Source organism: Pseudomonas sp. CFBP 13710 (assembly GCF_014842235.1).
Taxonomy (GTDB): Bacteria; Pseudomonadota; Gammaproteobacteria; order Pseudomonadales; family Pseudomonadaceae; genus Aquipseudomonas; species Aquipseudomonas baltica.
The window spans coordinates 251,301-273,801 of record NZ_JACYVJ010000004.1; the positions used below are offsets into that span (position 1 = coordinate 251,301).

The following is a 22,501-nucleotide window of genomic DNA, read 5'->3' on the forward strand; positions in this document are numbered from 1 at the left end:
CATTTGCGACAAATGAGTTATTGATTTCGTCGCTGAATTTGTGACCACCCGTAGCGCTGTGTACAATGACCTCCCTTTTGCCCCCGCAAAGCCGGCGAACGTTCGGCGCGTGTGGTAACTAGTTGAATCGAAAAGAAATTGCCTCGAACAAGAGGCAGCCTGGTGAGAATGTGTCTATGAAAACAGGTCTGTATCGTCCGGATGAATTCAAGGATAACTGCGGTTTTGGCCTGATTGCCCATATGTCGGGTGAGCCCAGCCATAACCTGTTGCAAACGGCCATCGAGGCCCTGACCTGCATGACCCACCGCGGTGGGATCAACGCCGATGGCAAGACCGGCGACGGGTGCGGCTTGCTGATCCAGAAGCCCGACCTGTTTCTGCGTGCCATCGCCCAACAGCACTTCGGCAACGAACTGCCCAAGCAATATGCCGTGGGCATGGTCTTCTTCAATCAAGACCCGGTACGCGCCCAAGCGGCCCGCGAAAACATGAACCGCGAAATCGAGGCTGCCGGCCTGCAGTTGGTCGGCTGGCGCGACGTGCCCATCGACACCAGCGTGCTCGGCCGCCTGGCCCTCGAGCGCCTGCCAAAAATCCAGCAAGTGTTCGTCGGGGGCGAAGGCCTGAGCGACCAGCAGTTCGCGATCAAGTTGTTCAGTGCCCGCCGCCGGTCCTCCGTGGCCAATGCCGCCGACACCGATCACTACATCTGCAGTTTTTCGCACAAGACCATCATCTACAAAGGCCTGATGATGCCGGCCGACCTCACGGCCTTCTATCCAGACCTGTCCGACGAGCGCCTGCAGACCGCCATCTGCGTGTTCCACCAGCGCTTCTCCACCAATACCCTGCCGAAATGGCCGCTGGCCCAGCCATTCCGCTTTCTCGCCCACAACGGCGAGATCAACACCATCACCGGCAACCGCAACTGGGCGCTGGCCCGTCGCGCCAAGTTCGCCAACGATCTGATCCCGGATTTGGAAGAGCTCGGCCCGCTGGTCAACCGCGTGGGTTCCGACTCTTCGAGCATGGACAACATGCTCGAACTGATGGTCACCGGTGGTATCGATCTGTTCCGTGGCGTGCGCATGCTGATTCCGCCGGCCTGGCAGAACGTCGAGACCATGGACCCGGACCTGCGGGCGTTCTACGAATACAACTCGATGCACATGGAGCCCTGGGATGGGCCGGCCGGCGTGGTCATGACCGACGGCCGCCATGCCGTGTGCCTGCTCGACCGCAACGGCCTGCGTCCGGCGCGCTGGGTCACCACCAAGAATGGCTACATCACCCTGGCCTCGGAAATCGGCGTGTGGAACTACCAGCCCGAGGACGTCATCGCCAAGGGGCGTGTGGGCCCGGGCCAGATCCTGGCCGTCGACACCGAAACCGGCCAGGTGCTGCACACCGATGACATCGACAACCGCCTGAAGTCGCGCCACCCTTACAAGCAGTGGCTGCGCAAGAGTGCGCTGCGTATCCAGTCGACCATGGAAGACAACGACCACGGTTCGGCCTTCTACAGCAGCGACCAGCTCAAGCAGTACATGAAGATGTACCAGGTGACCTTCGAAGAGCGCGACCAGGTGTTGCGCCCACTGGGTGAACAAGGCCAGGAAGCCGTGGGTTCGATGGGCGACGACACGCCGATGGCCGTGCTGTCGCGTCGCGTGCGCACGCCTTACGACTATTTCCGCCAGCAGTTCGCGCAGGTGACCAACCCGCCGATCGACCCGCTGCGCGAAGCGATCGTGATGTCCCTGGAAATCTGCCTGGGTGCCGAGCGCAACATCTTCCAGGAATCCCCGGAGCATGCTTCGCGGGTGATCCTCAGCTCGCCGGTCATCTCGCCCGCCAAGTGGCGCTCGCTGATGAACCTGGATCGGCCGGGCTTCGATCGGCAGGTCATCGAACTGAACTACGATGAAGCCATGGGCCTTGAAGCCGCCGTGCGCAACATCGCCGATCAGGCCGAAGAAGCGGTGCGCGCCGGACGTACCTTGCTGGTGCTCAGTGACCGCAACATCGCTGCGGGCAAGCTGCCGGTGCATGCGTCGCTGGCCACCGGTGCGGTGCACCATCGCCTGACCGAGAAGGGCCTGCGCTGCGACAGCAACATCCTCGTGGAAACCGCTACCGCCCGCGATCCGCATCACTTCGCCGTGCTGATCGGCTTTGGCGCTTCGGCGGTCTATCCGTTCCTGGCCTATGAAGTGCTGGGCGACCTGATCCGTACCGGTGAAGTGTTGGGCGACCTCTACGAGGTGTTCAAGAACTACCGCAAGGGCATCACCAAGGGTTTGCTCAAGATTCTCTCGAAGATGGGCATCTCCACCGTGGCGTCGTACCGCGGCGCCCAGCTGTTCGAGGCCATCGGTCTGTCCGAGGAAGTCTGCGAGCTGAGCTTCCGTGGTGTGCCGAGTCGCATCAAGGGCGCGCGCTTCGTCGACCTGGAAGCCGAGCAGAAAGCCCTTGCCGCCGAGGCCTGGAGCCCGCGCAAGCCGATCCAGCAAGGCGGTCTGCTGAAGTTCGTGTACGGCGGCGAGTACCACGCCTACAACCCGGACGTGGTCAACACCCTGCAGGCCGCCGTGCAGCAGGGCGACTACAGCAAGTTCAAGGAATACACCGCGATCGTCGACAACCGTCCGGTGTCGATGATCCGCGACCTGCTCAAGGTCAAGACGCTCGACGAGCCGCTGGGCATGGACCAGATCGAACCGCTGGAAGCGATTCTCAAGCGTTTCGACTCGGCGGGCATTTCCCTGGGTGCATTGTCGCCCGAAGCCCACGAAGCGCTGGCCGAGGCAATGAACCGCCTGGGTGCGCGTTCCAACTCCGGTGAAGGCGGCGAAGACCCTTCGCGCTACGGCACCGTGCGCAGTTCGAAGATCAAGCAGATCGCAACCGGCCGCTTCGGTGTCACTCCCGAATACCTGGTCAACGCCGAAGTGCTGCAGATCAAGGTGGCCCAGGGCGCCAAGCCCGGCGAGGGCGGCCAGCTGCCCGGCGGCAAGGTCAACGGCCTGATCGCCAAGCTGCGCTATGCCGTGCCTGGCGTGACGCTGATCTCGCCGCCGCCGCACCACGACATCTACTCCATCGAGGACTTGTCGCAGCTGATCTTCGACCTCAAGCAGGTCAACCCGGCCGCGCTGGTGTCGGTCAAACTGGTGGCCGAGGCAGGTGTGGGCACCATCGCCGCCGGCGTGGCCAAGGCCTATGCCGACCTGATCACCATTTCCGGCTACGACGGTGGCACCGGTGCATCGCCGCTGAGCTCGATCAAGTATGCCGGTGCACCGTGGGAACTGGGCCTGGCCGAAACCCACCAGACCCTGCGCGGCAACGACCTGCGCGGCAAGGTGCGGGTACAGACCGACGGCGGCCTGAAGACCGGCCTGGACGTGATCAAGGCGGCGATCCTGGGTGCCGAGAGCTTCGGCTTCGGCACCGCGCCAATGATTGCCCTGGGCTGCAAATACCTGCGCATCTGCCACCTGAACAACTGCGCCACCGGCGTGGCCACGCAGAACGAGAAGCTGCGCAAGGATCACTACATCGGCACGGTCGACATGGTGATCAACTTCTTCACCTACGTGGCCGAGGAAACCCGCGAGTGGCTGGCCAAGCTGGGCGTGCGCAGCCTGGGCGAGCTGATCGGGCGCACCGATCTGCTGGAAATGCTGCCGGGTGAAACCGCCAAGCAGCAGCACCTGGACCTGACCCCTTTGTTGGGCAGCGACCATATTCCAGCCGACAAGCCGCAGTTCTGCCAGGTGGAGCGCAACCCGCCGTTCGACAAGGGCCTGCTGGCCGAGAAGATGGTGGAAATGGCCTTGCCGGCGATTCAGGGCAAGACCGGTGGCGAATACGCGATGGACATCTGCAACTGCGACCGCTCCATCGGCGCGCGCATCTCCGGGGAAATCGCCAAGCTGCATGGCAACCAGGGCATGAACGCCAATCCGCTGACCTTCCGTTTCAAGGGCACTGCGGGCCAGAGCTTCGGCGTCTGGAATGCCGGTGGCTTGAACATGTACCTGGAGGGTGATGCCAACGACTACGTCGGCAAGGGCATGACCGCTGGCAAGCTGGTGATCGTGCCGCCCAAGGGCAGCCCGTTCAAGACCCAGGACAGTGCCATCATCGGCAATACCTGTCTGTACGGCGCCACCGGTGGCAAGCTGTTCGCCGCCGGTACCGCAGGCGAGCGTTTCGCGGTGCGCAACTCCGGTGCCCACACGGTCGTGGAAGGCACGGGTGATCACTGCTGCGAATACATGACCGGCGGTTTCGTCTGCGTGCTCGGCAAGACCGGCTACAACTTCGGCTCGGGCATGACCGGCGGTTTCGCCTACGTGCTCGACCAGGACAACAGCTTCGTCGACCGGGTCAACCACGAGCTGGTGGAAATCCAGCGCATCAGTGGCGAAGCCATGGAGGCCTACCGTACTCACCTGGAGCGCGTGCTGGCCGAATACGTCGCCGAAACCGACAGCGAATGGGGCCGCAACCTTTGGGAAAACCTGGACGACTATCTGCGTCGCTTCTGGTTGGTCAAGCCCAAGGCCGCCAACCTGAAATCGCTGCTGTCCAGCACCCGTGCCAACCCGCAGTGATATGCGCCTGAACAGTTTGATGAGGTTTTAACAATGGCTGAACGTCTGAGTAATGACTTCCAGTTCATCGAGGTCGGGCGCAAAGATCCGAAGAAGAAACTGTTGCGTCAACGCAAGAAAGAGTTCGTGGAGATCTACGAGCCCTTCAAACCCGCGCAGTCGGCCGACCAGGCCCACCGCTGCCTGGGCTGTGGCAACCCGTACTGCGAGTGGAAGTGCCCGGTGCACAACTTCATTCCCAACTGGTTGAAACTGGTGGCCGAGGGCAACATCCTCGCCGCCGCCGAGCTGTCGCACCAGACCAACACCCTGCCTGAAGTGTGCGGCCGGGTGTGCCCGCAGGATCGTCTGTGCGAGGGTGCCTGCACCCTCAATGACGGCTTCGGCGCGGTGACCATCGGTTCGGTGGAGAAGTACATCACCGACACCGCGTTTGCCATGGGCTGGCGCCCGGACATGTCCAAGGTCAAGCCGACCGGCAAGCGCGTCGCCATCATCGGCGCCGGCCCGGCCGGTCTGGGCTGCGCCGATGTGCTGGTGCGCGGTGGCGTGACTCCGGTGGTGTTCGACAAGAACCCGGAAATCGGCGGTCTGCTGACCTTCGGTATCCCCGAGTTCAAGCTGGAGAAGAGCGTGTTGAGCAATCGACGCGAAGTCTTCACCGGCATGGGCATCGAATTCCGCCTGAACACCGAGGTGGGCAAGGACATCAGTGTCGAGCAGTTGCTGGAAGAATACGATGCGGTGTTCATGGGCATGGGCACCTACACCTACATGAAGGGCGGCTTCCCCGGTGAAGACCTGCCTGGCGTGCACGATGCCCTGGATTTCCTGATCGCCAACGTCAACCGCAACCTGGGTTTCGAAAAGTCGCCGGAAGATTTCGTCGACATGAAGGGCAAGAAGGTCGTGGTACTGGGCGGTGGCGATACGGCCATGGACTGCAACCGTACCTCCATTCGCCAGGGTGCCAAGGCGGTGACCTGTGCCTATCGGCGTGACGAGGCGAACATGCCGGGCTCGCGCAAAGAGGTGAAGAACGCCAAGGAAGAGGGGGTCAGATTCCTCTACAACCGCCAGCCGATCGCCATCGTCGGTGAAGACAAGGTCGAAGGGGTGAAGGTGGTCGAAACCCGTCTGGGCGAACCCGATGCCCGTGGCCGTCGCAGCCCCGAGCCGATTCCGGGTTCCGAGGAGATCATCCCGGCCGATGCCGTGGTCATCGCTTTCGGTTTCCGCCCAAGCCCGGCGGCGTGGTTCCAGGACCACAGCATCCAGACCGACAGCCAGGGCCGCGTGGTGGCGCCGGAGCAAGGTCAGTTCAAGCACCAGACCAGCAACCCGAAGATCTTCGCCGGCGGCGACATGGTCCGCGGTTCGGACCTGGTGGTAACCGCCATCTTCGAAGGCCGCAACGCCGCCGAAGGGATCCTGGATTACCTGGAAGTCTGAGTCAGGCTGGGCGGTGGTGAGCTAGGAGCGGTCATCGGCCGCGAAAAGCGCACCGCGGGGTGTTCAGCCATACCGCGGCGCACCCTTCGCGGCCGATGACCGCTCCTACGGTGGAACTGCGGTGGCATGAGCGAGATGTAGGAGCGGTCCGTGGCCGCGAACGGGACGACCCGGTGCTCAGGCGGCCATTACGGCCTGAATGTCGCGGGCCAGCTCGCGCACGCGGGCTTCCTCGGTGTCCCATGAGCACATGAAGCGAGCGCCGCCGCTGCCGATGAAGGTGTAGAAGCGCCAGCCCTTGGCGCGCAGGGCTTCCAGGGCCGGTTCCGGCATCTGCAGAAACACCCCGTTGGCCTCTACTGGAAACATCAACTCCACCCCCGGTATACCCTCGACCAACGCTTTGAGCAGTTGCGCGCAATGGTTGGCGTGTCCGGCATGCTTGAGCCAGGCATCGTTCTCCAGCAACCCCACCCAAGGCGCCGACAGGAAACGCATCTTCGACGCCAGCTGCCCCGCCTGCTTGCAGCGATAGTCGAAATCTTCGGCCAGCCGGTGGTTGAAGAACAGAATGGCCTCGCCAACGGCCATGCCGTTCTTGGTGCCGCCGAAGCACAACACATCCACTCCCGCTTTCCAGGTCAGCTCGGCCGGTGTACAGCCCAGAAACGCACAGGCGTTGGCAAAGCGCGCGCCGTCCATGTGCAGGTTCAGGTTCAGTTCCTTGCAGGTGGCGCTGATGGCCTTGAGTTCTTCGGGGCGGTACACGCTGCCGACTTCGGTGGCCTGGGTCAGGGTGACCACGCGAGGCTTGGGGTAGTGGATGTCCTGGCGCTTGAGCGCGACTTCGCGAATGGCCTGAGGGGTCAGCTTGCCCAGCTCGGTGCGCGCTGTCAGCAGTTTGGAACCGTTGGAGAAGAATTCCGGAGCACCGCACTCATCGGTTTCGACGTGCGCGGTTTCCGAGCAGATGACGCTGTGGTAGCTCTGGCACAGCGACGACAGGGCCAGGGAGTTGGCCGCAGTGCCGTTGAAGGCGAAAAACACTTCGCAGTCGGTTTCGAACAGGCGGCGGAATTCATCGGCGGCGCGTGCGGTCCATTGATCGTCGCCATAGGCGCGCTGATGGCCCTGGTTGGCCTGCTCCATGGCCGCCCAGGCCTCGGAGCAGATGCCCGAATAATTGTCGCTGGCGAACTGTTGGGTTTGGTCGTTCATGGGCGGGTCCTTGGTGTTAGGTATGGGGGCACTGTAAACCAACTGTGAAAGATGTGTCGTCTAGGCGGGCCTCTTCGCGGCCACTGGCCGCTCCTACGGGAAACGTGTCGTCCATGCGGACAGCTCCTGCGCTGTGTGAGGCTCGCGTGGAAGCGGTCTGTCGCCGCGAAGAGGCCGGTATGACAACCCAAAAACTGGAGCTTTTTCTCGGATGACCCGAAATCATGCACTGGATCTGCTCAAATGGCTGGCCATGCTGTGCATGGTCCTCGACCACCTGCGCTATGTCGGCTGGTCGCTGGACTTCCTCTACGTGCCGGGCCGCCTGGCTTTCCCCTGGTTCTGCCTGGCGATTGCCGCCAACCTGACGCGCCGCCCTGAGGCTCCCCTGGGCGGCCGCTACCTGGCCTGGTTGCTGAGCTTCGCCGCTCTGTCTGAAATTCCCTACCGCCTGTTCGTCTACCCGGCCGACACTCTCAACGTGCTGCCCACCCTCGCTCTGGGCTTGATCGTGGCCAAGGCCTGGCAGCAACGTCGACAACCCGCCATGGCCGCACTTGGCTGCGCGGTGGGTGCCGTGGCGGCGTTGTTCGACCACCAGCTGATGTTCGGTCTGGCGGGCGTGTTGCTGCCATTGGGGTTTGTCCTGGCCTGGCAGCGCCCGCTGTACTGGGCGTTGCCCCTGGGCGTGCTGTGCCTGGCCGCCAACGCCTGGGCCAACCTGTTCGAATCCGCGCGGCACTTCTACTGGCCGGCAATCGGCGGCATCGTTGCCTGTCTGCTGGCACCAGGGCTGGGCCTGCTGGTGCTGCGCGTCGGGATACACCAGGCAGTTGTCCCCATGCGCCGTTGGGCGTACGCCATCTACCCCCTGCATTTCCTCGCCCTGCTGGGCCTGCGCCTGCTGTTGCGGACACTCTGACGCTGGCCTGATCGCGCCATGTCGTAAACGAACCTCTGCAAGGCGCGCGCAGGCATTTGGTCGGATCGCGCCGGCCCTACCATCGCAATCAAAGGGGGCAGCCGTTGCCGGTCGCCTTCGTCCAACATGCCAGGCGCCACGCCGCCGCTGGGGAGACCGCGATGTTCAGCAAACAAGATCAGATCCAAGGTTATGACGACGTCCTGCTGGCTGCCATGAACGCCGAGGACCAGCGTCAGGAAGACCACATCGAACTGATCGCCTCGGAAAACTACACCAGCAAGCGCGTGATGGAAGCCCAGGGCAGCGGCCTCACCAACAAGTACGCCGAAGGCTATCCGGGCAAGCGCTACTACGGTGGCTGCGAGCACGTGGACAAGGTCGAGCAACTGGCCATCGATCGCGCCAAGCAACTGTTCGGTGCCGACTATGCCAACGTCCAGCCGCACTCGGGTTCCCAGGCCAACGCCGCGGTCTACCTGGCACTGTTGCAGGCCGGCGATACGGTCTTGGGCATGAGCCTGGCCCATGGCGGTCACCTGACCCACGGTGCCAAGGTCAGCTTCTCCGGCAAGCTCTACAACGCCGTGCAGTACGGCATCGACACAGACACCGGCCTGATCGACTACGACGAAGTCGAGCGCCTGGCGGTCGAGCACCAGCCGAAGATGATCATTGCGGGCTTTTCGGCCTACTCCAAGACCCTCGACTTCCCTCGCTTCCGTGAAATCGCCGACAAGGTCGGAGCCTACCTGTTCGTCGACATGGCCCACGTTGCCGGGCTGGTTGCCGCTGGCCTGTACCCCAACCCGATCCCGTTCGCCGACGTGGTCACCACCACCACCCACAAGACCCTGCGCGGTCCGCGTGGCGGGCTGATCCTGGCCCGTGCCAACGAAGCCCTGGAAAAGAAATTCAACGCCGCGGTATTCCCCGGCGGCCAGGGCGGCCCGCTGATGCATGTGATCGCTGCCAAGGCGGTGTGCTTCAAGGAAGCGCTGGAGCCCGAGTTCAAGACCTACCAGCAGCAGGTCATCGACAACGCCCAGGCCATGGCCGGCGTGTTCATCGAGCGTGGCTTCGACGTGGTTTCCGGCGGTACCGACAACCACCTGTTCCTGGTCAGCCTGATTCGCCAGGGCCTCACCGGCAAAGACGCCGACGCCGCCCTGGGCCGTGCGCACATCACCGTGAACAAGAACGCCGTGCCGAATGACCCGCAGTCACCGTTCGTGACCTCGGGCCTGCGCATCGGTACCCCAGCGGTCACCAGCCGTGGTTTCAAAGTGGCTCAGTGCCTTGATCTGGCCGGCTGGATCTGCGACATCCTCGACAATTTGGGCGATGCCGACGTCGAGGCCAACGTGGCCCGTCACGTGACGGCCCTGTGCAGCGACTTCCCGGTCTACCGCTGAGAGTGGAGTGAACACCATGCAACGTTATTCTGGCTTCGGCCTTTTCAAGCACTCGCTCAGCCACCACGAAAACTGGCAGCGCATGTGGCGCACACCGACCCCCAAGAAGGTCTACGACGTCGTCATCGTCGGCGGCGGCGGGCACGGCCTGGCGACCGCCTATTACCTGGCCAAGGTCCACGGCATCACCAATGTGGCCGTGGTCGAGAAGGGCTGGCTGGGTGGCGGCAATACCGCGCGCAACACCACCATCGTGCGCTCCAACTACCTGTGGGATGAGTCGGCCCACCTGTACGAACATGCCATGAAACTGTGGGAAGGCTTGTCACAGGACATCAACTACAACGTGATGTTTTCCCAGCGCGGGGTGTACAACCTGTGCCACACCCTGCAGGACATGCGCGACTCCGAACGCCGCGTCAGCGCCAACCGCCTCAACGGCGTGGACGGCGAGCTGTTGAACAACAAGCAGGTGGCCGAAGAGATCCCCTACCTGGACTGCACCAGGAACACCCGTTACCCGATCATCGGCGCCACCGTCCAGCGCCGTGGCGGCGTGGCCCGTCACGACGCCGTGGCCTGGGGCTATGCCCGCGCCGCCGATGCCCTGGGCGTGGACCTGATCCAGCAGACCGAAGTGACCGGCTTTCGCAAGGAAAACGGCGTGTGCATCGGTGTCGAAACCAACAAGGGTTTCATCGGTGCCAAGCGCGTCGGTGTGGTTACCGCCGGCAACTCCGGGCACATGGCCAAGCTGGCCGGTTTCCGCCTGCCGGTCGAATCCCATCCGCTGCAGGCGCTGGTGTCCGAGCCGATCAAGCCCATCATCGACAGCGTGATCATGTCCAACGCCGTCCATGGTTACATCAGCCAGTCGGACAAGGGCGACCTGGTGATCGGTGCCGGTATCGACAGCTGGGTCGGCTACGGCCAGCGCGGTTCGTACCCGATCATCGAACACACCCTGCAGGCCATCGTCGAGATGTTCCCGGTGCTCTCGCGGGTGCGCATGAACCGCCAGTGGGGCGGCATCGTCGACACCACGCCGGACGCCTGCCCGATCATCTCCAAGACCCCGGTGCCGAACATGTTCTTCAATTGCGGCTGGGGCACCGGTGGCTTCAAGGCCACGCCGGGCTCGGGCCATGTGTTCGCGGCCAGCCTGGCCACGGGCGAGATGCACCCGCTGGCCAAGCCGTTTTCCATCGAGCGCTTCCACAACGGCGCGTTGATCGACGAACACGGCGCCGCCGCCGTCGCCCACTGACAGGAGAAACCACCATGCTCAACATCTTCTGTCCACACTGTGGCGAGCTGCGCAGCGAAGAAGAATTCCACTGCTCGGGCCAGGCGCACATTGCCCGCCCGCTCGACCCGGGTGCGTGCACCGACGCGCAATGGGGCGAGTACATGTTCTTCCGCAACAACCCGCGCGGCCTGCAGCACGAGCTGTGGATCCATGCCGCCGGTTGCCGCCAGTATTTCAATGCGACCCGCAACACGGTGACCTACGAGATCCTGGAAACCTATCGCATCGGCAGCCAGCCGCAGTTCGTCGAAAAGACCATTGATGAGGCGCCGCAGATCGCCTCGGGAGACAAGCCATGAGCCAGGTCAATCGCCTCTCCACCGGCGGACGTCTGGAGCGCAGCAAGAAGCTGACCTTCACCTTCAATGGCACGACCTACATCGGCTATGAAGGCGACACCCTGGCCTCGGCCCTGCTGGCCAATGGCGTCGACGTGATCGGCCGCAGCTTCAAGTATTCGCGTCCGCGCGGCATCGTCGCAGCCGGTGCCGAGGAGCCCAACGCGGTGCTGCAGATCGGCGCCACCGAAGCCACTCAGATCCCCAACGTGCGGGCGACCCAGCAGGCGCTGTACCAGGGCCTGGTTGCCACCAGCACCAACGGCTGGCCGAACGTCAATACCGACATGATGGGTATCCTCGGCAAGGTCGGCGGCAAGCTGATGCCGCCGGGGTTCTACTACAAGACCTTCATGTACCCGCAGTCCTTCTGGATGACCTACGAGAAGTACATCCGCAAGGCTGCCGGCCTGGGTCGTTCGCCGACCGAAGTGGACCCGGATTCCTACGACTACATGAGCCGCACCTGCGACGTGCTGGTGGTCGGCGCCGGCCCTGCCGGCCTTGCCGCTGCCCTGGCCGCCGCACGCAGTGGCGCCCGGGTGATCCTGGCCGACGAGCAGGAAGAGTTCGGCGGCTCGCTGCTCGACACCCGTGAAAGCCTCGATGGCAAGCCTGCCGGCGAATGGGTCGCCGCAGTGATCAGCGAGCTTGCAGGCATGCCTGAAGTGGTGCTGTTGCCCCGCGCCACGGTCAACGGCTACCACGACCATAATTTCCTGACCATTCACCAGCGCCTCACCGATCACCTTGGCGACCGTGCGCCGATGGGCCAGGTCCGCCAACGCATGCACCGGGTTCGCGCCGGGCGCGTGGTGCTGGCAACCGGTACCCACGAGCGGCCCCTGGTGTACGGCAACAACGACGTGCCGGGTAACATGCTGGCCGGCGCCATCTCTACCTATGTACGTCGCTACGGCGTGGCACCGGGCAAGAAACTGGTGCTGTCGACCAACAACGACCACGCCTACCGCGTAGCCCTGGACTGGCACGACGCCGGCCTCAAGGTGGTCGCCGTGGCCGATGCCCGCCACAACCCGCGCGGCGCGCTGGTCGAGGAAGCACGGGCCAAGGGTATTCGCATCCTCACCGCGAGCGCGGTGATCGAAGCTCGCGGCAGCAAGCATGTCACCGCTGCCCGCGTCGCTGCCATCGACGTCAAGGCGCACAGGGTAGTCAGCCCCGGCGAATGGCTCGATTGCGACCTGGTCGGCAGCTCGGGCGGTTACAGCCCGGTGGTGCATCTGGCCTCGCACCTGGGCGGCAAGCCCGTCTGGCGTGAGGACATCCTCGGCTTCGTGCCGGGCGAAGCACCGCAGAAACGCCTGTGCGTCGGCGGCGTGAACGGCGTGTATGCCTTGGCCGATGCCATGGCCGACGGTTTCGAAGGCGGTGCCCGAGCGGCCTCGGAAACAGGCTTCGGCGTCGTCGAAGGCACCTTGCCCAATGTCTTGACCCGCGTCGAAGAGCCGACCCTGGCGCTGTTCCAGGTGCCCCACGACAAAGACACGGCGCGCGCGCCGAAGCAATTCGTCGACCTGCAGAACGACGTCACTGCGGCCGCCATCGAACTGGCTACCCGCGAGGGTTTCGAGTCGGTCGAGCACGTCAAGCGCTACACCGCGCTGGGCTTCGGCACCGACCAGGGCAAGCTGGGCAACGTCAACGGCCTGGCTATCGCCGCCCGTTCGCTGAACGTCACCATTCCGGAAATGGGCACGACCATGTTCCGCCCCAATTACACGCCGATCACCTTCGGTGCGGTGGCCGGGCGTCACTGTGGCCACCTGTTCGAGCCGGTGCGTTTCACCGCGCTGCATGCCTGGCATGTGAAGAACGGTGCCGAGTTCGAAGACGTCGGCCAATGGAAGCGCCCCTGGTACTTCCCCAAGCGTGGCGAGGACATCCATGCTGCCGTCGCCCGCGAGTGCAAGGCAGTGCGCGACAGCGTCGGTCTGCTGGACGCCTCGACCCTGGGCAAGATCGACATCCAGGGCCCGGACGCCCGCGAATTCCTCAACCGCATCTACACCAACGCCTGGACCAAGCTGGACGTGGGCAAGGCACGCTACGGCCTGATGTGCAAGGAAGACGGGATGGTCTTCGACGACGGTGTCACCGCCTGTCTGGCCGACAACCACTTCCTGATGACCACCACCACCGGCGGTGCCGCGCGGGTCCTGCAATGGCTGGAAATCTACCAGCAGACCGAATGGCCAGACCTGAAGGTCTACTTCACTTCGGTCACCGACCATTGGGCGACCCTGACCCTGTCCGGCCCCAACAGCCGCAAGCTGCTCAGTGAAGTGACCGACATCGACCTGGACAAGGACGCTTTCGGCTTCATGACCTGGAAAGAAGGGCAGGTGGGGGGTGTGCCGGCGCGCGTGTTCCGCATCTCCTTCACCGGCGAGCTGTCGTACGAGGTCAACGTCCAGGCCGACTACGCCATGGGCGTGCTGGAGAAGATCATCGAGGCCGGCAAGCAGTACAACCTGACCCCCTACGGCACAGAAACCATGCACGTGCTGCGTGCCGAGAAGGGCTTCATCATCGTCGGCCAGGACACCGACGGGTCAATGACCCCCGACGACCTGAACATGGGCTGGTGTGTCGGGCGGACCAAGCCCTTCTCGTGGATCGGCTGGCGCGGCATGAACCGCGAAGACACCGTGCGCCACGAGCGCAAACAACTGGTCGGCCTCAAGCCGGTCGATCCGAACAAGTGGTTGCCCGAGGGTGCCCAGCTGGTGTTCGACCCCAAGCAGGCGATCCCCATGAGCATGGTCGGCCACGTAACGTCGAGCTATGCCAGCAACTCGCTGGGTTATTCGTTCGCGATGGGTGTGGTCAAGGGCGGTCTCAAGCGCATGGGCGAACGGGTGTTCTCGCCGCAGGCCGATGGCAGCGTGATCGAAGCCGAAATCGTCTCCTCGGTGTTCTTCGATCCGAAGGGCGAGCGGCAGAACATCTAGCACAAGGCGCCTGTAGGAGCGGCCAGTGGCCGCGAAAGGCACGCTGCGGCGTGCCAGGCCTACCGCAGCAAGCCCTTCGCGGCCGATGACCGCTCCTGCGGGAGCTCACCACCTTCTTCCAGGCTTGAACAGCATTCACTGACAGGTGCAGCAAAATGACCACAGTCAACGTATACCAGCAACGCCCCGCTTCGGGCGCCAAGGCCGAAGACCCGCTCCACCATGCCGACCTCGCCAGCCTGGTGGGCAAGGGTCGCCAGGGCGCCGGTGTGACCCTGCGCGAGAAAAAGCTGCTGGGTCACCTGACCCTGCGCGGCGACGGCCATGACCCGATCTTTGCCGGCGCCGTGCACAAGGCAACCGGCCTGGAATTGCCCGGCGCCTTGAGCCTGGTCAGCAGCGGCGACACGTCGCTGCAGTGGCTGGGCCCGGACGAGTGGCTGCTGATCGTTCCCGGTGGCGAGGAACTGGCCACCGAGCAACGCCTGCGCGAAGCGCTGGCCGGGCTGCATGTCGCGGTGGTCAACGTCAGCGGCGGCCAGTCGCTGATCGAACTGAGCGGGCCGAATGTGCGCGACGTGCTGATGAAGTCCACGAGCTACGATGTGCACCCGAACAATTTTCCGGTAGGCAAGGCGGTGGGTACGGTGTTCGCCAAGTCTCAGCTGGTGATCCGCCGCACCGAAGAGGACACCTGGGAGCTGTTGATCCGCCGCAGCTTCGCCGATTACTGGTGGCTGTGGTTGCAGGATGCCTCGGCCGAGTATGGGCTGAGCATCCAGGCCTGACAGTGCAGGGATTGCACAGCCCTGTGGGAGTGGTCATCGACCGCGAACCAGGCGCCGCGGTGCATCGGACATATCACCGTGCGCCGTTCGCGGCCGATGACCGCTCCTACAGTTGTTTCGACCTCGACACCAAGGACTACCCATGAGCCGCGCCCCTGACACCTGGATCCTCACCGCCGATTGCCCCAGCGTATTGGGCACGGTGGATGCGGTTACGCGCTACCTGTTCGAGCAGGGCTGCTATGTTACCGAGCACCACTCGTTCGATGACCGACTGTCGTCGCGCTTCTTCATCAGGGTCGAGTTTCGTCAGCCCGACGGCTTCGATGAAGTTGCCTTTCGCGAAGGCCTCGCCGAGCGCGGAGCCAGCTTCGGCATGATCTTCGAGTTGACCGCGCCGCAATACCGGCTCAAGGTGGTGATCATGGTTTCCAAGGCCGATCACTGCCTCAACGACTTGCTCTACCGCCAGCGCATCGGCCAGTTGCCGATGGACGTGGTCGCGGTGATCTCCAACCACCCGGACCTCGAGCCGCTGGCGCGCTGGCACGACATTCCCTATTACCATTTTCCGCTCGACCCCAAGGACAAACCCTCCCAGGAGCGCAAGGTGTTGCAGGTGATCGAGCAGGCCGGCGCCGAACTGGTGATCCTCGCCCGCTACATGCAGGTGTTGTCGCCAGAGCTGTGTCGGCGTCTGGACGGGTGGGCGATCAACATCCATCACTCGTTGCTGCCTGGTTTCAAGGGCGCCAAACCCTATCATCAGGCCTACAACAAAGGCGTCAAACTGGTCGGGGCAACCGCGCACTACATCAACAACGATCTGGACGAAGGTCCGATCATCACCCAGGGTGTAGAGGTGGTCGATCACAGTCACTACCCCGAAGACCTCATCGCCAAGGGCCGCGACATCGAATGCCTGACCCTGGCCCGAGCCATCGGCTACCACATCGAGCGCCGCGTGTTCCTCAACGCCAACCGCACGGTAGTTCTGTAGCAGCGGCGCGAGCCGCGTTCGGCCCTGATGTGATGTGTCAGATGTACCGCGCCGTCATTGATGCGGCTCGCGCCGCTGCTACGGACGACCGCGCATTCCTGTAGCAGCGGCGCGAGCCGCGTCAGGGCATCGCACGAACAAACGCATGACCGCAGCACGCAAAACCCAAGCTCAAAAACAACAAACAGCGAGGTGAAAGCATGTCTGGTAATCGTGGAGTGGTGTATCTGGGCTCCGGCAAAGTCGAAGTGCAGAATATCGATTTCCCCAAATTGCAGGACCCCAGGGGCAAACGCATCGAGCATGGCGTGATCCTGCGCGTGGTCTCGACCAACATCTGCGGCTCCGACCAGCACATGGTCCGTGGCCGTACCACCGCTCAGGTCGGCCTGGTGCTGGGCCATGAGATCACGGGCGAAGTCATCGAAGCCGGCCGCGACGTGGAACACCTGAAAGTCGGCGATCTGGTTTCGGTACCGTTCAACGTCGCCTGCGGCCGCTGCCGCTCCTGCAAGGAGCAGAACACCGGCGTCTGCCTGACCGTCAACCCGGCGCGCCCCGGCGGCGCCTATGGTTACGTCGACATGGGCGACTGGGTCGGTGGCCAGGCCGAGTTCGTGCTGGTGCCCTATGCGGACTTCAACCTGCTGAAGCTGCCGGACCGCGATGCCGCCATGGAGAAGATCCGCGACCTGACGTGCCTCTCCGACATTCTGCCGACCGGCTATCACGGTGCCGTGACCGCAGGCGTTGGCCCTGGCAGTACCGTCTACGTGGCCGGTGCAGGCCCTGTCGGGCTCGCTGCCGCGGCTTCCGCGCGCCTGCTGGGTGCGGCAGTGGTGATCATCGGTGACGTCAACCCGGTACGTCTGGCGCATGCCAAGGCCCAGGGCTTCGAGATTGCCGACCTGTCCCAGGACACACCGTTGCACGAGCAGATCGCCGCCTTGCTGGGCGAGCCGGAAGTGGATTGCGCAGTCGATGCGGTAGGCTTCGAAGCACGCGGTCACGGTCACAGCGGGGCCAAGGCAGAAGCACCGGCTACCGTGCTCAACTCATTGATGGGCGTGGTGCGTGTGGCAGGCAAGATCGGCATTCCCGGCCTGTACGTTACCGAAGATCCGGGCGCGGTGGACGCGGCGGCGAAGATGGGCAGCCTGAGCATTCGCTTCGGACTGGGTTGGGCCAAGTCACACAGCTTCCATACCGGCCAGACTCCGGTGATGAAGTACAACCGGCAGCTGATGCAGGCCATCATGTGGGACCGCATCAAGATCGCCGATATCGTCGGCGTGGAAGTCATCTCGCTGGACGAGGCCCCACGCGGCTACGGCGAATTCGACGCGGGCGTACCGAAGAAATTCGTCATCGACCCGCACAAGCTGTTCAGCGCCGCCTGACCAGACCCGCTCCTGCAACGAGCATACAACTCCCCTGTAGGAGCGGCCATCGGCCGCGAAGAGGCCACCGCGGTGTATCTGCACGACCGCAGCGCGCCTTTCGCGGCCACGGACCGCTCCTACGTGGCTTCATCTTTGCCATTACACAATTTTCACCCCCGAGGAACATAATGGGACCGAACTGCCGTTTGACGACGGTCCGTCTATCTGTCCCCGAGGTTGCTGCACAATGAACATCACTCGCGCCATGGCCCTGGCTTCCCTGATGGCCGTTGCCACCAGTCCCGCCTTCGCCTTCAACCTGAACGACGCGGTCAATGCCGCCTCCACCCTGCAGAACGGCAAGCAAGGCAACAACGCTGCCGTCGCTGCAGCCCCGGAAGCCGCAGGCCTGCTGAACACCTTGGGTTCGACCCTGAACATCACTCCGACCCAGGCCATCGGCGGCACCGGCGCCATGCTGGGCCTGGCCAAGAATCAACTCAGCACCGCCGACTATTCGCAACTGAGCAAATCCGTTCCCGGCATCGACAAGCTTTCGGGCAACAACGCCTTGGGTGGATTGGGAGGCCTGAGCGGCCTGCTCGGCAAGTCCGACCAGAAAAACATCAGCGCACTGAACAACGCCCTTGGCGACGTGAAAACCACCAGCGACATGAACAGCGCCTTCAGCGCGCTGGGCATGAACAGCGGCATGGTCGGTCAGTTCGCGCCAGTCATTCTTCAGTACCTGGGCCAGCAGGGTGTCGGCGGCCCGTTGCTGCAAAGCCTGGGCAGCATCTGGGGCGCCACCGGCAGCTGATCAACGTCCCGATTCGGTGCGCAATGTGCCGATCAATTGGTCTTTCTCGGTCCATAGCTGGTTGACCCAGTTCTGGACCTTGAGCCGAAATACCGCATCGTTTTCATAATCGCCATCGATCAGGCCCGGATCGATGCTGCGCGACTTGATATCCACGATCACCTTGCGCACATCCCCGCACAACAGGTTCCAGAAGCCAGGGGTACGCCCGCGCGGATACACCACCGTGACGTCCAGCAAGCGATCCAGTTGCGGCCCCATCGCGGCCAGTACGAAGGCCACGCCGCCTGCCTTGGGCTTGAGCAGATAGCGGAAAGGGGAGGCCTGCTGCTCGCGCTTGGCCTGGGTGAAGCGAGTCCCTTCCAGATAATTGACGATGGTCACCGGCTGACGCTTGTACAGCTCGCACGCCGCCTTGGTGATTTCCAGGTCCTGGCCCTTGAGGTGTGGGTGCTTGTCCAGAAACGCCTTGCTGTAGCGCTTCATGAACGGATAGTCCAGCGCCCACCAGGCCAGCCCCAGGAACGGTACCCAGATCAGCTCCTTCTTCAGAAAGAACTTGAAGAACGGCGCGCGACCATTGAGTGCCTGGATCAACGCGGCAATGTCGATCCACGACTGGTGATTGCTTACCACCAGGTAGGACGTGCCCTTGCGCAAGTCGCGTGCTCCGCGAATATCCCACTCGGTACGGGTGCAGACCTTGAAGATCAGTTTGTCGATCTCCGACCAGGTCTCGGCAATCCACATGACCGCCGCCGAGGCATGGTCGCGCCAGCGACCACGCACCACCAGCTTGACCAAGGCGAACACCAGCAAGGGGCCGATCAACACCAGCGTATTGAGCAGCAGAAGGGCGGTCGCAAGACAGCCGGTGAGAAGGCGGCGCATAGGGCTACTCTGGCTTCATGAAGCAGGCAATGATAAGCACAAGCGCGCCTGTAACCAATTCTGCCCGAGGGTTTCGTCAACAAATGTTTCACTTTTATCTCGGTATGCTGCGCGCATTGCACACTGCCCCGAAGGAATCCCAGGTGAAGAACGTACTCGCCCTGTTGTCCATACTGGCCCTGCCCGCGCTGGCAGCAGAGCCGACCCTGTATGGTCGCTATGAATACATCAAGCTGCCCGAAATTGGCGGGCAGACGCTCAAGGCCAAGATGGACACCGGCGCACTGACAGCGTCGCTGTCGGCCAAGGACATCCAGACGTTCACCCGCGACGGCGACGACTGGGTACGCTTTCGCCTGGCCACCAAGGATGCCGACAACAAGATTTACGAGCACAAGATCTCGCGCATGAGCAAGATCAAGAACCGCGCCGAAGAAGACGACGATGGTGAAGGTACCGAAGTCTCGCAACGCCCCGTGGTCGACCTGGAGCTGTGCCTGGGCGACGTCAAGCGCACCATCGAGGTCAACCTGGTAGACCGCAGCAGCTTCAACTACCCCCTGCTGATCGGCGCCAAAGGCCTGCGTGAATTCAAGGCCGCGGTAAACCCTGCCCGCCGCTTCGTCGCCGACAAGCCCGACTGCTGATTCGGGGCGTGGCTTGCGAGGCACATCCCATAGTCTTGCCACCGGGATGACACTGGTCGCCAGTGACAAGGCGTTTCGTTTTGTCGAGGGACTCGAGGTACAGGACTGGTGCGAGGTCGCGTGAGCACCCCGGCCTGTCAGGCCGACGGCACAGTCGAGCGCAGCGACTCGCGCTCACTCACCTCGGCATACCACCCTGCCAATTCCGGATAGCGCTGCCGCCAGCCAGACTCCGGCATGCGAAAATCAACATACCCCAGCGCACAGGCCACACCGATCGCCGCGATATCGAACGCTGCGCTCAACTCCGCGACCGCCGTGGCCTCCAGATACGCCAGTCCCCGTTCGATCTTTTCCGCCTGATGATCCAGCCACAACGGCCAGTGCAGCTCAGGCGGCCGCAGGGCCTTCTCGTAGCGAATCAGCACGGCCGCGTCGAGCATCGCATCCGCCAATGACGCCACCGTCAACCGCCGCCAACGCGACGCCCCTTCCCGAGGGATCAGCGGGTTGCCCACATGCTGGTGATCCAGATACTCCAGGATCACCCGACTGTCATGCAGCGTGGTGCCGTCTTCGAGCACCAACGCCGGGATCTTCCCGGCCGGGTTCTCCTGGTTCACTGACGCATCCGGACTGACAGGGCTCAACGCCACCGTCTTCAGCGCGACCCGCTCCGACTGACCGGTCTCATGCAGCAGCACCATGACCTTGCGAGCAAAGGGGGAGGCGGGGTTGTGGTAGAGCGTCATGGCGGGCATGAGGTGTTCTCCTTGGATAAGGAAACACCCTGTATCAGCTGTGAGATGGGGTCAAGCCGTCTCAACTTGATCGTGGCCTACGCTCTCCGACATTGGGTGCGTTGGCCAGGAATGCAGGTTCACAGCTCAACTTGTACACAGGGCTATCGCTCAGCGTTCTGGCACTTCCGCTATGCCTTCGAGCAGACCTGCCTTCTTTCTCAACAGATGCCATGGCCCATCGGCAACGATTCTGCCCTGCTGAATAACCAGAACCCGGTCGAAACGCGCCAATGCTTCGATATCGTGAGTAACGCAGATCAACCCTTTACCTTTGAATGCATGCATCAAGGTGTCCCACGTAGCCATGGCCAGCTCCTGATCGAGTGAAGCGGTTGGCTCGTCAAAAAGATTGAAGCGCCCAGGTCTGTTGAGCAGCCGAAGCAGGCTAAGGCGCTTGGCCTGTCCGCCGGAGAGGTTGGACGCGGTATCGTTGAGATTTAGTTGGCTCAGGAGTGCGTCCAATGACAACTCTCGGGCGTGCTCCAGCAGTTCAGGTTCAGCGGCATGGCCATACATCACGCCCGATTCCAGATCGCCCGGCAGAAATACCGCACTTTGCGGGCAGTAGCGCAGCGCGCGCAGCTGCAAGGCGCCGCAGATACGCTGGACGCAGATACCATTCAAAGAGAGATATTGTCGATACGCCGCATCCATACCCGCCAGCAACTCGAGCAGTGTTGACTTGCCTGCACCACTGGGGCCCGTGATGGCCACGCTCTCATCGGACTTGAATCGCAGGGAAGCGTCGAGCGTCAAATGTCGGCCTGACACCTCGCATGCTGCCAACTCCAACGAGGAGAAGAGGGGTGTCCCAGGTTCCAGGGATCGGTCCGGTCCATCGAATCGCGGAAGGCTGAGGGTCTGCTGCAGTTTCACTCTGTCAGCCATGAACTGGTGGGCCGAACGATAGGCTTCGGCAATGCCCGATATGTTGGTGAGAAATCCACCCGCAATCGAGCACAGGGCAACCAACTCGCCGATGGTCAATGTCGGGTTTGTCATCCCCTGGTTTCGAACGCCCCACACCAGAAGTCCACAGGTGGCGAGCCCGATGAAGAGCATTTTCGCGGACCCCAGCGCTGCGGCAGAACTGGCGACGGTGGTAGCGCAACGCGCGTAGCGCTCGAATGCGAGGTTGAGCGGGGATAGCGTTTGTTCTGCCGCGCCTTCCAGCTTGATCGACCGTGCGGCGCGCAGCGTGCTGAACAGACGTTCAGAGACTTCGTCTTCGCTGTCGTTGACGTCGTTGATATGTCGAGTCCGCCACTGGATGATTCTGTGGCACACATATAAATAGATGCATGACGCCGTCAACAGCGCTGCAAAGAGTTGCGCGCCGCCAAAGTGCACAAACAGAACGCTGACGACAAGGATTTCGATGATCAGGGGCAGCCCAACGGTGACAAAGAAATTCAGTATCTGCTCATGAGCGGTAATGCCTCGATCCGTCGCTTTGATCAAATGGCCGATTCTCAGATTATTGAAGATGCTGAATTCTTTTCTGAATATCTCCGCCATCCAGCTGATGGATCGATCCTTGACCGTCTGCTGCACCAGTCGAGTCAGGACATACGTCTGGATGGGTGCAACCGCAGCTGTCACCAGTATGACCAACGCATAACCACCGAGCAGATAAGGTATCGTCAGGTTTTCAGCGCTGTTGTCGAGTGACAGGTTGTCAATAATGGAACCCAGCAAGAGTGGAGGCGCAAACAACGAAAGCTTGAGGATGAATATCGTGATCAAGGTAGCCCCGAACAGGGCTGGCCTTTGCGTTACTGCATGCGCCAGGAAACGCCTCATACCGATGGGGCCTCATTTCAATGTTGGTTTGTTCACGAGCTGAATGCACAATTAGCCCGAGCAAACCAGTGGGCGTAGTGCGAGGCAGATAGAGATATCATTATGTTTGATTC

General features: G+C 62.7%; 16 protein-coding genes. 12 read left to right on the top strand and 4 right to left on the bottom strand.

The genetic code is table 11. The annotated features are described in order from the left end of the window. Positions 1-176 precede the first annotated feature (176 nt). Positions 177-4,625, top strand: coding sequence for a glutamate synthase large subunit (gltB, locus tag IFT44_RS12125; protein WP_185794942.1), 4,449 nt, complete (start codon positions 177-179; stop codon positions 4,623-4,625). 33 nt (positions 4,626-4,658) lie between these two features. After that, positions 4,659-6,077 carry an FAD-dependent oxidoreductase gene (locus IFT44_RS12130; RefSeq protein ID WP_043191325.1) on the top strand — a complete coding sequence of 473 codons (1,419 nt, stop codon included), beginning with the start codon at positions 4,659-4,661 and terminating at the stop codon, positions 6,075-6,077. Positions 6,078-6,254: 177 nt separating this feature from the next. On the opposite strand, the gene IFT44_RS12135 is transcribed toward IFT44_RS12130, so the two are convergent. Further along, on the bottom strand, positions 6,255-7,295 hold the full coding sequence (locus tag IFT44_RS12135) for a threonine aldolase family protein (protein WP_122480438.1): 1,041 nt from the start codon (positions 7,293-7,295) through the stop codon (positions 6,255-6,257). A 211-nt stretch (positions 7,296-7,506) separates the two neighbouring features. Here IFT44_RS12135 and IFT44_RS12140 point away from each other — a divergent pair, with 211 nt between their 5' ends. The 9 genes from IFT44_RS12140 (at position 7,507) to IFT44_RS12180 (ending at position 18,244) form a co-directional block, all read left to right on the top strand. Further along, entirely contained in the window at positions 7,507-8,217 is a 711-nt protein-coding gene (locus tag IFT44_RS12140) for a TraX family protein (protein ID WP_192175958.1), read from the top strand. Between the two features lie 161 nt (positions 8,218-8,378). Then, complete coding sequence (gene glyA / locus IFT44_RS12145) at positions 8,379-9,632, top strand: serine hydroxymethyltransferase (RefSeq protein ID WP_122480436.1); 1,254 nt, start codon at positions 8,379-8,381, stop codon at positions 9,630-9,632. 16 nt (positions 9,633-9,648) lie between these two features. Next, positions 9,649-10,899, top strand: coding sequence for a sarcosine oxidase subunit beta family protein (locus IFT44_RS12150; protein ID WP_192055818.1), 1,251 nt, complete (start codon positions 9,649-9,651; stop codon positions 10,897-10,899). A 14-nt stretch (positions 10,900-10,913) separates the two neighbouring features. Further along, on the top strand, positions 10,914-11,240 hold the full coding sequence (locus IFT44_RS12155) for a sarcosine oxidase subunit delta (RefSeq protein ID WP_122480434.1): 327 nt from the start codon (positions 10,914-10,916) through the stop codon (positions 11,238-11,240). Beyond that, positions 11,237-14,254 (top strand): sarcosine oxidase subunit alpha, encoded by a 3,018-nt coding sequence (locus IFT44_RS12160; protein WP_122480433.1) that lies wholly within the window; start codon positions 11,237-11,239, stop codon positions 14,252-14,254. The genes IFT44_RS12155 and IFT44_RS12160 overlap by 4 nt, the downstream gene beginning before the upstream one ends. Before the next feature lie 155 nt (positions 14,255-14,409). Then, positions 14,410-15,042 (top strand): sarcosine oxidase subunit gamma, encoded by a 633-nt coding sequence (locus tag IFT44_RS12165; protein ID WP_185794945.1) that lies wholly within the window; start codon positions 14,410-14,412, stop codon positions 15,040-15,042. A gap of 142 nt (positions 15,043-15,184) precedes the next feature. Continuing rightward, positions 15,185-16,042: a formyltetrahydrofolate deformylase gene (gene purU, locus IFT44_RS12170; RefSeq protein WP_192102846.1), complete on the top strand. Its 858-nt coding sequence runs from the start codon at positions 15,185-15,187 to the stop codon at positions 16,040-16,042. Between the two features lie 200 nt (positions 16,043-16,242). Further along, complete coding sequence (gene fdhA / locus IFT44_RS12175) at positions 16,243-17,442, top strand: formaldehyde dehydrogenase, glutathione-independent (protein ID WP_122480430.1); 1,200 nt, start codon at positions 16,243-16,245, stop codon at positions 17,440-17,442. 229 nt (positions 17,443-17,671) lie between these two features. Further along, the gene (locus IFT44_RS12180) at positions 17,672-18,244 is read left to right on the top strand and encodes a DUF2780 domain-containing protein (protein WP_122480429.1); all 573 of its coding nucleotides are present in this window, start codon (positions 17,672-17,674) and stop codon (positions 18,242-18,244) included. On the opposite strand, the gene IFT44_RS12185 is transcribed toward IFT44_RS12180, so the two are convergent. Next, a complete protein-coding gene (locus tag IFT44_RS12185; RefSeq protein ID WP_192102848.1) occupies positions 18,245-19,135 on the bottom strand; it encodes an acyltransferase in 891 nt (296 codons plus the stop codon). It lies immediately after the preceding gene. A 143-nt stretch (positions 19,136-19,278) separates the two neighbouring features. Between IFT44_RS12185 and rloA2 the strand changes: the two genes are divergently transcribed. Beyond that, on the top strand, positions 19,279-19,782 hold the full coding sequence (gene rloA2, locus IFT44_RS12190; protein WP_192055815.1) for a retropepsin-like aspartic peptidase RloA2: 504 nt from the start codon (positions 19,279-19,281) through the stop codon (positions 19,780-19,782). Positions 19,783-19,919: 137 nt separating this feature from the next. On the opposite strand, the gene IFT44_RS12195 is transcribed toward rloA2, so the two are convergent. Both IFT44_RS12195 and IFT44_RS12200 read right to left on the bottom strand, forming a co-directional pair. Further along, complete coding sequence (locus IFT44_RS12195) at positions 19,920-20,543, bottom strand: glutathione S-transferase (RefSeq protein WP_192175959.1); 624 nt, start codon at positions 20,541-20,543, stop codon at positions 19,920-19,922. A 150-nt stretch (positions 20,544-20,693) separates the two neighbouring features. After that, a complete protein-coding gene (locus tag IFT44_RS12200; RefSeq protein WP_192175960.1) occupies positions 20,694-22,388 on the bottom strand; it encodes an ATP-binding cassette domain-containing protein in 1,695 nt (564 codons plus the stop codon). Between the last annotated feature and the right edge of the window lie 113 nt (positions 22,389-22,501).